13 protein-coding genes are annotated in these 14960 nt (G+C 54.7%); 4 read left to right on the forward strand and 9 right to left on the reverse strand.

Features of this window, described 5'->3' with window-relative positions; translation table 11 throughout:
* Positions 1–49 precede the first annotated feature (49 nt).
* Both hpf and V7730_RS07555 read left to right on the forward strand, forming a co-directional pair.
* Complete coding sequence (gene hpf, locus V7730_RS07550; protein ID WP_335746989.1) at positions 50–616, forward strand: ribosome hibernation-promoting factor, HPF/YfiA family; 567 nt, start codon at positions 50–52, stop codon at positions 614–616.
* A 53-nt stretch (positions 617–669) separates the two neighbouring features.
* A complete protein-coding gene (locus tag V7730_RS07555; RefSeq protein WP_335746990.1) occupies positions 670–1134 on the forward strand; it encodes a PTS sugar transporter subunit IIA in 465 nt (154 codons plus the stop codon).
* A gap of 3 nt (positions 1135–1137) precedes the next feature.
* Here the strand turns inward: V7730_RS07555 and V7730_RS07560 are convergent, their stop codons facing one another.
* From V7730_RS07560 to cysQ, 7 genes are all read right to left on the reverse strand, one after another.
* The gene (locus V7730_RS07560; protein WP_335746991.1) at positions 1138–2565 is read right to left on the reverse strand and encodes a nodulation protein NodH; all 1428 of its coding nucleotides are present in this window, start codon (positions 2563–2565) and stop codon (positions 1138–1140) included.
* Positions 2566–4257: a DUF5927 domain-containing protein gene (locus V7730_RS07565; protein ID WP_443070195.1), complete on the reverse strand. Its 1692-nt coding sequence runs from the start codon at positions 4255–4257 to the stop codon at positions 2566–2568.
* A gap of 8 nt (positions 4258–4265) precedes the next feature.
* Positions 4266–5252, reverse strand: a complete 987-nt coding sequence (locus tag V7730_RS07570; RefSeq protein ID WP_335747037.1) for a glycosyltransferase family 2 protein — start codon at positions 5250–5252, stop codon at positions 4266–4268.
* Between the two features lie 68 nt (positions 5253–5320).
* A complete protein-coding gene (locus V7730_RS07575; RefSeq protein ID WP_335746992.1) occupies positions 5321–6568 on the reverse strand; it encodes a glycosyltransferase family 4 protein in 1248 nt (415 codons plus the stop codon).
* Positions 6569–6633: 65 nt separating this feature from the next.
* Complete coding sequence (gene galU / locus V7730_RS07580; RefSeq protein WP_335746993.1) at positions 6634–7518, reverse strand: UTP--glucose-1-phosphate uridylyltransferase GalU; 885 nt, start codon at positions 7516–7518, stop codon at positions 6634–6636.
* Positions 7519–7703: 185 nt separating this feature from the next.
* Positions 7704–8939 carry a glycosyltransferase family 2 protein gene (locus tag V7730_RS07585; protein WP_335746994.1) on the reverse strand — a complete coding sequence of 412 codons (1236 nt, stop codon included), beginning with the start codon at positions 8937–8939 and terminating at the stop codon, positions 7704–7706.
* Between the two features lie 30 nt (positions 8940–8969).
* Positions 8970–9767 (reverse strand): 3'(2'),5'-bisphosphate nucleotidase CysQ, encoded by a 798-nt coding sequence (gene cysQ / locus V7730_RS07590; RefSeq protein ID WP_335746995.1) that lies wholly within the window; start codon positions 9765–9767, stop codon positions 8970–8972.
* Positions 9768–9881: 114 nt separating this feature from the next.
* On the opposite strand from cysQ, the gene V7730_RS07595 reads away from it, so the two are divergent.
* Positions 9882–10706: an ABC transporter permease gene (locus tag V7730_RS07595; protein WP_335746996.1), complete on the forward strand. Its 825-nt coding sequence runs from the start codon at positions 9882–9884 to the stop codon at positions 10704–10706.
* Between the two features lie 49 nt (positions 10707–10755).
* Here V7730_RS07595 and V7730_RS07600 read toward each other — a convergent pair whose 3' ends face one another.
* The gene (locus tag V7730_RS07600; protein ID WP_335746997.1) at positions 10756–11958 is read right to left on the reverse strand and encodes an aminopeptidase P family protein; all 1203 of its coding nucleotides are present in this window, start codon (positions 11956–11958) and stop codon (positions 10756–10758) included.
* Positions 11959–12189: 231 nt separating this feature from the next.
* Positions 12190–12789, reverse strand: a complete 600-nt coding sequence (locus V7730_RS07605) for an alpha-ketoglutarate-dependent dioxygenase AlkB family protein (RefSeq protein WP_335746998.1) — start codon at positions 12787–12789, stop codon at positions 12190–12192.
* A gap of 216 nt (positions 12790–13005) precedes the next feature.
* On the opposite strand from V7730_RS07605, the gene dnaK reads away from it, so the two are divergent.
* Complete coding sequence (gene dnaK / locus V7730_RS07610; protein ID WP_335746999.1) at positions 13006–14928, forward strand: molecular chaperone DnaK; 1923 nt, start codon at positions 13006–13008, stop codon at positions 14926–14928.
* Positions 14929–14960: the final 32 nt, after the last annotated feature.

Genomic DNA, 14960 nt, shown 5'->3' on the forward strand with positions numbered 1-14960 from the left:
CGTTTAGGGTGCGCCTTTTGGGGTCGGATTACACAATAAAGGAGACACTATGCGGTACCAAATCAGCGGAAAACAAATCGATATCGGCGACGCACTGCAGACTCATGTCAAAAATGAGCTGGGCGGGGCCGTCCAGAAATACGCCGAACGACCGACTGATGCCCTCGTTATTTTTTCCAAGTCGGCCCATGAGTTTGTTTGTGAAGCTACGGTACACCTTTCGACCGGCCTCACAGCCTCGGCCAAGGCCCATGCGACCGAGATTTACGCCGCCTTTGACGCATGCTGCGAAAAGATGGAAAAACAGCTAAGAAGGTACAAGCGACGGTTGAAAGATCATCATAAGGACCGTGCAGAGCCTGTTGAGCTTTTGGGCGCTTCCTCATATATACTTGCATCAGAGACAAACACCGAAGGGGACGAGCCCGAAAGCTTGCAACCCATGATTATCGCCGAGATGGAGACAAAAATTGCTACTTTGTCTGTTGGTGAAGCGGTCATGCAAATGGAGCTATCTGGCGCACCAGTTTTGGTGTTCAAGAAACAAGGCAAAGACGGGGTCAACGTGGTATACCGCCGCGAAGACGGCAACATAGGTTGGATTGACCCTGCATAGAGACTGAGCTATGGCGCGCGCTTAGGCGCGCGCTCACAGGGATACGCAGACAAATGAACTTTGCAAAACTTCTGACGCCGGAGGCAGTTAAAGTACTGTCATCGACCACCAGCAAAAAACGGCTCCTGACGGATCTTGCTGAGCTTGCGGAGTCCGTATATGGGCTGAATTCCCAAGCGGTTATCGAAGCTTTGCTCGCGCGCGAAGCGCTTGGCCCGACGGGTGTTGGCCACGGCATTGCTCTGCCGCACGCCCGCGTTGATGGAATAACGGATGTGACCGGTCTTTTCGTTCTGCTTGAAAAACCTGTGGATTTTGGATCGGTTGATCGCCAACCTGTCGACATTGCGTTTGCGCTGTTTGCGCCAGAGAACGCCGGTGTCGAGCATCTCAAGGCGCTTGCCCTCGTGTCGCGCACGCTGCGGGATGCAGGTATCTGTGCCAAGCTGCGGGCAAACCCCTCAGCTAACACCCTCTATACCATTTTGACCGAAGCTGAAGGCGTCAAAGCCGCCTAAGCTTTAACGCCAGCGTCCAAAACCAAACATCATGTAGTCGCGCTGATAAACATCGGCGCCCAGCGCTTCGATTTCGTCGTCATAGATGTCTTCCAGCATGTGGTTCCCGTGAAGCCCTGCAGGCTCAATCCGTTGAGCATCGCTGTAGCCCAGCGTAGCCGCCAATGTGCTTAGATCACGTGGCAACGCATCTTCACGCAGAATGATATCAGGCAGTGTGAATTCGCCGAATCCCTGAATAGCCTCGGCCTGAGTACACCACGCGGAGTCAACACGGACGGCGGTCTGACCCGCCAGATTGCCCTTGAGAAATTTTAGAAAAGCTATGAACGCGGCGCGGTGTGTGCTCGCGTCAATGCTACCCTCGTGCCCTTCTTCGGGCAGAGGCAGCTTGTACCGACGGACCAGAGTGCGGCGCAGTTGCAAATAGCTGCCCTTGTCTGAATTCATGATCCGGTGGCAGAAAACTTCATGCGCGCGCAGGATCGGATGGCGCAGCACAGTAAAGCTGCGATGGCCCTCATGCTTGCGCTTCCACTGGCGCAATTCTTCCTGGGTCATATTTGCACCCAAGGCGTTCTGCTTTTCACCATCAAGAGCAGCGAGCCAGCGGCGCACCTCTTGCTGGGGACCACCAGCGATGGGCATGAACAGTAAGGGTGCCTTCACACCTGTCACATAGCCCGGCACATTCGGGCCACGGCGCGGTTCAAAATTAGGGGTGCGGCTTAGATCGAAACGGTCCATCCGGGCCAGCGCCTGCTCCATCTGCGCATAGTTGCTAACTTTTTCGTGCAACGGGCTCGGATTTTGCTTTTTGAGGTTATTGTCCAGCTCTTCCAACATCTCCGGCACGCCGAGATAGGTCGCGATTCCGTTCATCACCTCAACGCTTTGCAGATCTTCGTAGGCGATATAAAACGCGGTCTGTCCGCTGGTTTGCAGACGATTCATTAGCAACAGTTGAAACGCCTGCAAAGCCTCAAGATGGGCCTCGAACTCGTCGAGCACAAACTCTGCCTTTGCAGTCCTGTGCGCCTTCATATCGGTCAACTTCCACTGCCCTGTGGCCTGCGCAATCTTCCAGCTCACATAGCTTTCGACCGGATTACGCGTGAGAATGATCTTCGCCACTTTGGGATCATCAAGAACAGTATCCAGAATGCGCGGGTCATGGTCGTGGAAGTAGCGAAACCCACCCATCGCAGCAGGATCATAGCGGATCGCGCGTAGCAAAGCTGTCGGTTCCGCATCGCGTGTAGCCTGATCCACGCCCATAATGTTGGTGCTGTTAGGGTAGCCGATGAAATGCGGGTTAAACGCCTCTCCGTGGCATTTTGTTCCCGCAAAAGCATTCAGGTTAGCTTCCAGAAAGTTGGAGCCAGTGCGCATTTCCGCAAATACAACGAAACTGTCGAAGCGTGAGGTCATTTATTTCACCAGATAAGGTTTACGAGGCGTTTCCGTGTTGGAAACGGGTCCACGTTCGACAGGAAAATCGCCCATCAAATAAGGGTGCATGCCTTGGTTTTTGAGGTTTTGAAGGAACTGGCCGAAGCCGTGCAAATCAACCATCTTCGGTGCTTCCGAAAGCCGCCTGATACGGGCCTGCCCGATCTCGTCCAAGATGCCCTGCAAAGGCTCCATCGGTGCCTCAATAAACTCGGCCATGGTCCAGATCCGCACACGGGCTTTGGTAAAGGGCGAACGCAATACATCCATATGCTCGCTCTCTATTTTTTGCATCGTTGCGGCAATGCGGCGGATGTCTGCGAAATCCATGTTGGATCGGAAAAGCGGCACAGACCACGCACCGGTAATCACGGAAATCTGCGCATTGGGATCTTTTGCCACGCGCCAGTTGATGTCCTGATTATCCAACGGCCCGAACTGGAAACACTGCCGCTCTCCACGAGTGTTCCAGATGAGGTTCGTCAGAAACGCCTTGGCGTTATAGTCGCGTTGCACGGCGTTGTCGCTTAGCGCGCCATTAAGCGTGGTGTGACCGTCTGCAAAATGTACACGGTCCGGGGAAAACAGATGCCCGTGCACACGCGCACCTGTCGCATTGTGCAACCATGGCTCAAAATTCTCGAAAAGCTCGGAAAACCCCTGAAACATAGAGTATTCAGCTGCCGTTACCCCGTTTTCCCAATCTTCGTTGGGGAACCGGCTTTGCATATAAAGACCCGAACGCCCGCGCGTCCTCCGTTCAACCGCTTTGGCAAAGATGCGGTCGATTTTACCCGGGTTAGGTTCTGTCTTTTTCATCGCACCTGCGGCATCCGTTAAGAACGCCTCGTATAGACGATCCGCATAAGGCCAAATTTTACGTGCAACGAAGCAATCAGACCGCCGCAGCAGTTGCAGGTGATCATCGTAGAAGATGTGCGGTTTGCCCTGAAAATCGAATTTGGACAGGGTTAGCGAGCGGCTTTCGACGTTTGTCGAATAAAGCCGCGACAGCGTCTGGAAATAGCTTTCATCCGGAATCCAGACATGGCGAAAGTACGCATCGTATTTCGCGCGCTCCGGGTCTTGTAGAATAGCAGACAACGTCTGCCGTGTGAGGCACCACCACTGAGACCCCATGTGCGGCACAACGCCATGCGGGATTCGCCGCTTAAGGTTTAATGCGCGTTGAATGTTCACTGTCTTATCGAACAGATACCGGTGCTGCTTCCAAGAAAAGGGGAAGCGCATGGTAAAGCGTTCTTCATCCAACCCGCCAACGGTCCACGGGACATCAGCTGTCGTCGCGCTCTCGATGAAATCGGTGCGCGGGCGATCGGCCAGATAATCAATCAGTTCATGGACGGGGCGCAGTGGCAGGCAAGAACCTGAGGCCAGATAGACGTGCCGCACATCCGGAAAACTGGCCAGCAGCAGCTCTGACGCAGCCTGAGACGCGGCGACGATACCCCATGTCCCCCATTCACAGCGATACCGCTTGCTGAACAGAACATTCGGCACATCAGCCAAGGCCGCTGCGAAGTTGTCATAGGTCTTCTTGGGAACATTGCGGTCTACATGGATCACGACGGGCACGTTTGCAGCCGCCCAGTGGCGGGCGATCTGCTCGGCACGGCCCAGCGCGGTATGCACCAGCATGGCAACACCCATCGACGCGCTCACGCCCAATTCCCCTTTGACATCAAGCCCAAGATCTCTAATTGGCGCCAGTTTATGTATCGTTCGCTCCACTTGCACCACAGCTGCGGGTTTTCTTTCACCCGTTCTGCATATGCCTTGTATTCGACTGAGCCTGCATAGTGCTCACCGCGTTCAAGCTCTTCAGCAGCTTTCGCGCCAAAGGTATCAATGAATTTTGCGTGCAGCAGAACACCACTGGCTTTTTCGCCGCCCCATTCGTCATAGACTTGGTTAAGGCCTCGCGGCAGCAGCATATGGGTTGAGCTGACGTAGACGTATTTCTTGTCCCACTTTACCAATGGGACCTTGTTGAGCGCAGGCGCCTTTGCAGGCTCTTCGGCAAAGAAGACACGCGCGCGTGGGCCGCCCTGTATCCACAGGTTGGTAAAGCCCGCATTGCGCGCCATTGTGTAATTGCCGCTATCGAACCACGACGCAATCTCGATCGGATCTTGACCTGATCGGTAGGGTTGTTCGTCCAATCGACCCTTTGGATACATATCCAACAACATTGCCGAGAATGACTTAATCGAGGACGCATCAAGCCAATCAGTTAGCGCCCGCAAAGGACGCGTATCGCAGAATGGATAAACCAGAAACTCATCTGGATCGACGGTAAGCACCCAATGCCCGTGGGCATACTTGCGCTGCAACCAGTTCAGCCAGTCCACGCCAAAGCGTGATCGACGGTAACTGGCGCGCGTGTGCCACACGGAGACATCAGGTTGGTTGCGTAGATAATCCAACGCGCCATCGTCGCTATCATTGTCCACAAAAATGAAATGGTTCACGCCCTGTTTGCGGTAGTAATCCAGAAAATGGGACAGGCGGATTTTTTCATTTCGCTGGGTGCAGAACAAAAGAATATCGTCGGGCCGAATCTGATCGGTCCGGTCCACAACGCTTTTCAACTCACGTCGCTTGCGAAATGCCCTAATGCGCCAACGCTTCCGCTGGAGCCTCAGGTGATATGATCGGATCGCACCCAAACACTGCCCTTTACTCTTGGTCTGTCAGACTTCCAGCACGCATATCAGGTATAACTTAATGCAATATTGAAATGCGCGGACCATGTAGGCGCTTCAAAATCACGAACCCTCAGCGTGATCCGAGCCTGTTTAGACCAGTCCACTATGCGTTCTTCCCATAATGTAGTGGCTGAATCATCTACATATTTGGCCTTATTTGCAAGGATTTCCCTAAATGTCGCCAGATTGCTGCACAAAACCGGTGTCCCAAGCGCAAGTGCCTCTACGGCAGGCAATCCGAAGCCTTCAGCATGACTTGGAAACAGCAGTGCATGCGCGCCATGAATCAACGCACTCAGCGCCCCATCTGACAGGCCCGTCACTTCATGCACCCGCGCATCCGGCCCCAACGCATCAAGCCGTCTAAAGACCGCCTCGTTGTTCCAGCCACGACTGCCACAAATCAGCAGCATCGGCGCGCCCGGCCCCAAATTTTCCCAGACATCAAGCAACAGCGCATGATTTTTGCGCGGCTCAATAGTGCCTACGGTGATGAAATAAGGTGTCGCGGGTGGGAGCCCTGAGGGCATGGCCGAGCAGTCAGGCGCCTGCGTTACTGTCCCTAAATGAGCAACAATCCCCTGAGGTACAGCGCCCCACTCCGCCATCACACGCTCTGTTCTTATCTGAGTGTCGGCCGAATTGTAGATAATCAAGTCGGCATGCCGCTGCACACGCCGCAACTTTTGGGCAAAGACTTCAACCGTACCATCGCGCTGGAACTGGGGGTAATCGATCGGGATAACATCATGCACAAACACCGCGACCTGCGCCTGCGGTACTATGCGCACAGCTGACAGAACCCGCTCAGACAGATTGCTGTGTCCAGTGTTGAGATAGGACGTCCCCGCGGGGAGATGACGCGCCAGCATCCGCGACAAGCCACGCGGCACGCATCGTGCAACAGCCAACTTGCGGACATCTGTAAGCGCACGTCGCGCAATATCCTTCATACCTCGCTGCAAGCGTGACAACAGATCAGGCGAAGAGAATTCGGCGGCACCAGTCAAACGTTGCTGAAAACCGATCAGCCCTGCATGATCAAGCAATACATACCCCAAAGGCGTCCGCGCCAAGCCCCAAACCGGAAGCGATCCCGCCGTCAGTTCTTTGAGATACGCAAGCTCTACGCGATCCACACCTGTCCAAACACGCCCGGCACGCCGCAGCAGGCGCGTTACATCCAGCAAGCGCGCTGGTGGGATCGGGTTATGCGGTGTCCTATCCAGTTTGCGGCCACCTTCGCTGGTCAATCGTCACGTTGGATGCCGCACGCGGCGTACTTATTATCGTTTCGTTTAAGCACGCCCGATACAGCTCAATCCAAGCCTGGAACGATGCTTTTGAGGTATTCTGCAAGGTCCTCACGCAGGTCGGGGCGCGCAAGACCGTATGAGACAGTAGCCTGCAAAAACCCTGACTTAGAGCCACAATCAAACCGCTGGCCAGCAAAGCGATAGCCATGAACCTTGCGTCCGTGGTCCAGATCTGCAGCAATCGCATCCGTCAACTGGATCTCGCCGCCGGCACCTTTCTTCATCTCATCAAGGTTCTTCAGAACCGTCGGAGACAGGATATAGCGACCAATCACAGCAAGATTGGAAGGCGAGTCTTCGGCCTTGGGCTTTTCGACCATACCCCTGACTTCAAGCAGATTACCTTCTTCGTTCACAACATCCAAAATCCCGTAGGACGATGTCTTATCCGGGTGAACCTCCATTGCAGCGACCATGTTTCCACCGGTCTCTTCATAAGCTTCAACCATCTGCTGCAAGCAGGGCTTTTCCGCCGCAATGACGTCATCCGGAAGAATTACCGCAAACGGCTGATCTCCAACCAGACGACGCGCGCACCAGACGGCATGACCAAGGCCCAGCGCCTTATGCTGCCGGATATAGGCAATCGCACCGCTGTCCATATTCGTCTGTTGCAGAACTTCCAAAAGGTCGTCCTTGCCCTTCCTGCGCAATTCCTCTTCGAGGTTCGGGGCCAAGTCGAAATAGTCCTCCAGCGCGCCTTTGCCGCGCGAGGTCACGAAGATAAACTCGGTAATGCCAGCAGCACGTGCTTCGTCGATCGCGTATTGGATCAACGGCCGGTCAACCAGCGTCATGATCTCTTTCGGGACCGATTTCGTTGCCGGGAGAAACCGTGTGCCCATGCCCGCAACCGGAAAAATTGCTGTGGTGACTTTGTTACCCATGAATTTTTAACTGCCTCATCTATTTTTTCACGCTGTTTAATGTACGAATGACGAGAGTTTCACGCAGCGCTGGATGCACAAAAAACCCGGAATTTTAACATTTGTTGCCAATTAGCGTCCAATCTAGACCTTAATATGACAGTTCCCTCAAATTACCAGCTAAGGGGTTAAAAATTGCAGGGGAATTAGGGTTCGCCCAGCCCACGCACGGCTGAAATCCGCGCACGTTCGCGATAACTCCGTCGCTGAAAGGTTGTGACGCGAAAAAGTGGCTCATCTCGGTTGGCGCGGCCAAACAGGCCGCCCCGCTGCACCCAGACCCCATTACGCGTAAACTGCACCCTGTGAAACAGCGCCGTGCGAGATAGCACCAGAATTGTTTCAATTGTGCCGGAAGCGACGCGTTTGGCAGCAGCTTCTATTGCCGCAGTGCCGCGCATCCCTTTCACCGAAGTGAACCTCGCCTCACGGCGGCGGAACTGTACGGGGCGGAACGGCTGCACCGCATGACGCGGTAGCTGCGCAGCGCCAAAGCTTCGTTGCTGCCCCTCTGCATATCCCGCTGCAAGCCGTTTCATGAGACGGCGCACATCACGCGGCTCAAGCCGACCGGCAACCATATGGCCCAACAACCGCCGCCGTTCGGCGCTGATTTGCACACGCCAATGTGCAGAACGTTCAAGCTTGGGGATATATTTTCGCTGAAAGACTGCCCAACTTGCACCAATCTCATACAAATCACGCGGTACGCGGTCCTGACGCCGCGTGGCAGAGGGCGCAAACCCGTGATGAACCTCCGCCAGTGGCACCAGCGCCGTTGCATGACCAGCCCGTGCCAAGCGCATGTTTACGTCCGTCTCATCCAGATAAAAGCGGAAGGCTGGGTCAAACCCGCCAATAGCCACCAACACATCGCGCCTAAATGCCATATTAGTGCCTTCGGTCTTGATCGCGCGCCCTTTTGGCGGAACCAATACCGTGGCCTGACACTGATCAATATCCACGTCGTGTGGCGCCCCTTGCGCATCCAGCGTTCGCGCCTTGTATTGAAAGCTGATGCCATTGCGCGCCCGCACAAACCCGCCCATTGCCGCGACGTCCAGACGCGCCGCAGGGGCAACCAGATGATGCAACCATTGCGGCTCGGGCACCGCATCATCATCCACGAACGCAACGATGTCGCCCGCCGCGTGAACCAGACCAAGGTTACGCGCGGCGGATATATTAGCCTCATCGAAAGCAATGCATTTGATGTCGGGCAGCTCGGCAGAACACTCAGCCACGGCCATCCCCTGGGGACAAGCAACCACAACCACTTCAAAACTGCGGTATTGCAACTGGGCAATAGCCATCAGGCACCGCCGCAACGCGTCAGGTCGTCCCCGACTGACGACAATGACACTTACCGTCTGGTCGCTCATCGCCTGCCTGCTTTCATCTGGCTGGTCTGCTCATGATTTTTTCAGATCGACACCCGGGGCGTATGCAATGAAAAACGGATTTGCATAGTCCGCCTTGCCGTAGGTCAGTGGGCTATGGTCCTCAAAGCGGATAACGTCCCCGCCTGCCCCTTTGAGCACGGCATGACCAGCAGCGGTATCCCACTCCATCGTGCGACCCACGCGCGGGTACAAATCCGCTTCGCCCGTGGCCACAAGACAGAACTTCAGAGAGGATCCCGCGCTCTTCATATCCTTAACCGCGTATTTGCCAATATAGTCATCGGTCGCCTGATCGCGGTGCGACTTGCTGGCCACCACCATCAACGCCGAATTATCTGGTTCAGAGACTCCTATCACAGTCGTCGGACCAACATTTTCTTTATCGAACGGGCCGGTTTCCTCAACCGACGTGCCAGCGGCGTCGGTAAAGAACATCCGGTTTTTGGCAGGCGCGTAAACCACTCCGCGCGTCGGGAGCCCCCCCTCGACAAGAGCGATGTTTACCGTGAAATCACCACGGCGGTGGATGAATTCCTTTGTCCCGTCCAATGGGTCCACGATCAGGAAGGTATCACCGCTGGTTTTGTGCGTGGCAGACTGCTCTTCGGTTACCAACATCACATCGGGAAATGCTGTGCGCAGCCCGTCTGAGATGATCTTGTCAGCCGCCTCATCCGCAGCCGTCACCGGGCTGTCATCTGATTTCGACTTAACATCGAAGTCATCCTGACCGTAGATTTCCATAATCTTGTCGCCAGCTTCCAGCGCAAGTGTACGCATCACACGTGTCAGTTTCTCGTAATCCATGCCCAACTCTCGCCATCCTTCGTTGATATAAAATATGAACACCTTATGATGCGCTTGTAACGGAACGGCAAGAATTCCGTGCAATCGTGGTCATATCCGCAAGGCAGTATCCAAATGTTCCAACCCGTACGCACCCACAGATCCACTCGGCATGTCGTCCTGACGATGCTGGAACTGATCTACCACTCCATCGTGCGATCTGTGCGCAAGGGTCATAACAACGCTTTCATGGCCATCGCGACGAATCTGCTACAGGCTGTGATCTTTGTGGGTGCGTTTTACGTGATGTTTTCGATACTGGGACTGCGCGGCGCAGCCCTGCGCGGGGATTTCCTGATCTACATCATGTCCGGCATTTTCCTTTACATGACCCATTCAAAGGCCCTGGGTGCTGTAGTCGGCTCTGAAGGGCCTGCCAGCCCGATGATGCAGCACGCCCCGATGAACACCATTGTTTCCATCGCTTCTGCCGCCCTTGGGGCGCTGTATATTCAGGTGCTATCGCTGGGAGTTATCTTGTTTGTTTACCACGTGGCATTCACGCCGCTAGAGATCGAACAACCGCTGGCGGCTTTTGCCATGCTGCTTTTGGCGTGGTTTACCGGAGCTGCGCTTGGTCTTGTGCTGCTTGCGGTCAAGCCTTGGTTCCCCACGGCAGTCGGCATCTTTTCGACCATATACCAGCGCGCCAACATGATCGCGTCTGGCAAAATGTTTGTCGCAAACACTCTGCCCAGTTTCATGCTGGCGATGTTTGACTGGAACCCGCTGTTTCACACGATTGATCAGGCACGCGGGTTTGCCTTCATCAACTACAACCCGCGCTACAGCGACCCCATGTATGCCTTCTGGGTGGGATTGATTTTGGTGATGGTTGGCCTGATGGGTGAGTTCTATACCCGACGGCATGCGTCAATCTCATGGAGCGCGCGACGCTAGAGCCCGCTTGGCAGTAGACGCAGAGGATGTCCCCCAGCGTCCATTAACTTTACGATATAACGTTGAACGCCGGTCCGTATGGGTAGCCCGTAATATTCTCGTTTCCGTCTTCGGTGATAACGAGGATATCATGTTCCCGATAGCCACCTGCACCAGCCTTACCTTCTGGTACGGTCAGCATCGGTTCCATCGAAATAACCATTCCGGCTTCCAGTACCGTGTCGATATCTTCACGCAGCTCCAGCCCCGCTTCGCGACCATAGTAATGGGACAAAATGCCAAACGAATGACCGTACCCGAAGGTGCGATAATGCAGCAGATCGCGTTCTGCAAAGAAGGTGTTGATCTGCTCTGACACTTCAGCACAATTCACACCCGGCTTTAGCAGGCTCATTCCCAGTTCATGCGCAGCAACATTTGCTTCCCAGACCTTCAAGCTAGCCGAATCCACAGTCTCTACGAACAGAGTCCGTTCAAGCGCGGTGTAATAGCCACTGATCATCGGGAACGTGTTCAAGCTCAAGATATCACCCGGCTCCAATACGCGGCTGGTCACAGGGTTGTGCGCGCCATCGGTATTGATGCCCGATTGAAACCAGACCCAGGTATCGCGGTATTCCGCGTCTGGGAACCGCTTTGCGATCTCCATCTCCATCGCGTCACGGCCCGCCATCGCCACGTCAATCTCTCGTGTGCCGACCCTGACCGCTTCCTTGACCGCGTAACCACCCACATCAGCAACTTGCGCGCAGGCACGGATAAGCTCGATTTCCGCGCCTGATTTATGCATCCGCTGGCGCATTGTCATCGGAGCGATATCCACGACGACCTTAGGGGACAAGAACGCCTCCAGCAACCCGAACTGCGCAAGCGTGACATGATCAGCCTCATAACCGATGATTTTGTTCGAACCAGTGACGGATTGGACAGCCCGCCAGTAGTTGTTCCGCTGCCAATCAGTGTAGGTGATGTTATCGCCGTAACTGCGCCGCCACGGTTGGGCTGCGTCGATACCCGCGCTCATGGTGACTGAATCTGTCTGCGTCACAACCAGCGCATAGGGACGACCAAAAGCGCAGTACAAGAAACCTGAATAGTACGCGACATTGTGCATTGAGGTGAAGACGCAGGCATCCACCCCCGTCTCACGCATGCCTGCTCGAAGGCGGGACAGGCGATCTTCATATTCTTGGGATTGAAATGGGAGAGTCTTCTCTCCCTGATGGAAGCGGTAGAATTCTGGACGATCCATAGCAATGGCTCCTTCGTCTGCATGCGTAACGCAACGAGAGAGCCGAACTCCCTCAACTGCGAAACAGCAAAGAAAAGTCCCGGCGTTCAGGAAGGTGAGTTTGGGGCTGCATCGAAATGCTGGCGACGCCATCGCCGACCCATGCACTTTCATGCATCGAAAAATCAAACCATGCAAATCATTTTGAAAGCAGACCTGCATGCAGCACTGCAGCTCTCAATTTGAGTTGCCTCATTCAACCATACGAAGCGTCAAGTTCAGTCGTCCACCTTTGGGCAGCAGCGTGCTGGATCCACTCCGTATCCGGTCCACCCCGTGATAAGCCAGCCGCGCAGCTCCTCCCATCACCACCACGTCGCCGGAGCGCAACCACATGCTTTCAGTCTTGCCTCCGCGCGTGACATTCCCCATGCGGAACAGCCCTTCATCACCCAGCGAGATTGACACCACTGGCCAACCCATATCCGTCTCATCACGGTCCTGATGCAGGCCCATCTTCGCCTGCGCATCATAGTAATTAATCAGACAGCACTGTGGCTGCCGTTCCACTCCTGTTACCTGCTGCCAAATCTCGAACACCTCAGCAGGGATCGCCGGCCATGGCCTACCTGACGGATGGTTTGGCACGTATCGGTACCCCTTCTTGTCGGAGTACCATCCATACGCACCTGCCGCTGTCATCCGCACTGACATCGGCTTGCCGTAAGGCGTATCCGGCCGGAAGAAGGGCGCATCGGCTACGACACCGCGCACAGCCCCCAAAATCGCGCGTTGCTGCGCGGGATCCAGAAATCCCGGATGGATTTCAAAGCCCTTAACCGACAATTTCACCGTGCTACCCTCAATTTATGTTCAATTTTTCAGGATTTATCCCTGAATCATCACTTCTTGGTGTCCGCCATGGTTGCAGCACCCCAACCCCCTCACTATATACCCACCGAACTGCTGGGAACGACCTGTTTCCAGCGTCAACCAGATCGGAGCCAAGGTGCCGTAACGGGCCTGCGCTTCGTGTAATCGCCTTGAGCTAAAAAAGGGATCGAAAACATGGCCAAAGTAATTGGTATTGACCTTGGAACTACAAACTCCTGCATCGCCATCATGGACGGTAGCCAGCCCCGCGTGATCGAAAACGCGGAAGGCGCACGCACAACGCCCTCCATCGTGGCTTTCACAGAAGACGAGCGCCTTGTTGGCCAGCCGGCAAAACGCCAGGCCGTCACAAACCCAGACAACACAATCTTCGGTGTTAAGCGTCTGATCGGTCGTCGCAACGACGATGCTGATCTTGCAAAAGACAAAAAGAACCTGCCTTTCAACGTTATTGATGGCGGCAACGGAGACGCATGGGTTGAGGCCCGTGGTGAAAAGTATTCACCATCGCAAATCTCTGCCTTCATCCTCGGTAAGATGAAAGAAACAGCTGAATCCTACCTCGGCGAAGAAGTTACTCAGGCTGTGATCACTGTGCCTGCGTATTTCAACGACGCCCAGCGTCAGGCCACAAAAGACGCCGGCAAAATCGCTGGCCTCGAAGTGTTGCGCATCATCAACGAACCAACTGCTGCTGCGTTGGCGTACGGTCTGGACAAAGAGAACACACAAACCATCGCGGTCTATGACCTTGGTGGCGGTACGTTCGACGTGACCATCCTTGAGATCGACGACGGCCTGTTCGAAGTGAAATCCACCAACGGTGACACGTTCCTTGGCGGTGAAGACTTTGACATGCGCATCGTTAACTACCTTGCTGACGAGTTCAAAAAAGAGCACGCCGTTGACCTGAAGAAAGACAAGATGGCCTTGCAGCGTCTGAAAGAAGCTGCAGAAAAAGCGAAGATCGAGCTTTCTTCGTCTTCCCAGACAGAGATCAACCAACCGTTTATCTCCATGGGTTCCACAGGACAGCCGCTTCACATGGTTATGAAACTGACCCGTGCCAAGCTGGAGTCGCTTGTTGGTGATTTGATCAAAGCTTCAATGAAGCCTTGCGCCGCTGCGCTTAAGGATGCGGGCCTGACGGCAGCTGACATCGACGAGGTTGTTCTTGTAGGTGGTATGACACGCATGCCACGCGTGATCGAAGAAGTGACAAAGTTCTTCGGCAAAGAGCCGCACAAAGGTGTTAACCCCGACGAAGTTGTTGCCCTTGGCGCTGCCATTCAGGCCGGTGTTCTTCAGGGTGACGTTAAAGACGTGGTTCTGCTGGACGTGACGCCTCTATCGCTTGGTATTGAAACGCTCGGCGGTGTATTCACCCGCTTGATCGACCGCAATACGACCATCCCGACGAAGAAATCACAAATCTTCTCGACTGCGGAAGACAACCAGAACGCCGTGACCATCCGCTGCTTCCAGGGTGAGCGTGAGATGGCTGCCGACAACAAGATCCTCGGCGCCTTCAACCTCGAAAGCATTCCGCCTGCCCCACGCGGCATGCCACAGATCGAAGTGACCTTTGATATTGATGCCAACGGTATCGTGTCTGTTGGTGCGCTGGATAAAGGCACGGGTAAAGAGCAGAAAATCACCATTCAGGCCTCCGGCGGTCTGTCTGATGCGGATATCGACAAAATGGTCAAAGATGCCGAAGAGAATGCGGAGGCGGACAAAGAACGCCGCTCGCTGATCGAAGCAAAAAACCAGGCGGAAAGCCTCATCCACTCGACCGAGAAGTCTGTGGAAGAGCACTCTGACAAGGTTGACCCAACGACGGTTGAAGCGATCGAACTGGCAATTGCTGCGTTGAAAGACGAACTGGAAACAGAAAACGCCGAAAAGATCAAATCCGGCATCCAGAACGTAACCGAAGCGGCAATGAAACTGGGCGAAGCCATCTATAAGAACGCACAAGATGCGTCTGAGGATGACATGGCTGCGGCGGCTGATGAAGCTGCTGGCGGCAAGTCTGGTGATGACGACATCGTCGATGCCGATTTCGAAGACCTCGACAACGACAAACGCGCGTAAATCCGCAGTTCGGAACTAATGACAGGGCCGGT

Origin of the sequence: Sulfitobacter sp. (genome assembly GCF_036961165.1) — a bacterium.
Taxonomy (GTDB): Bacteria; Pseudomonadota; Alphaproteobacteria; order Rhodobacterales; family Rhodobacteraceae; genus Sulfitobacter.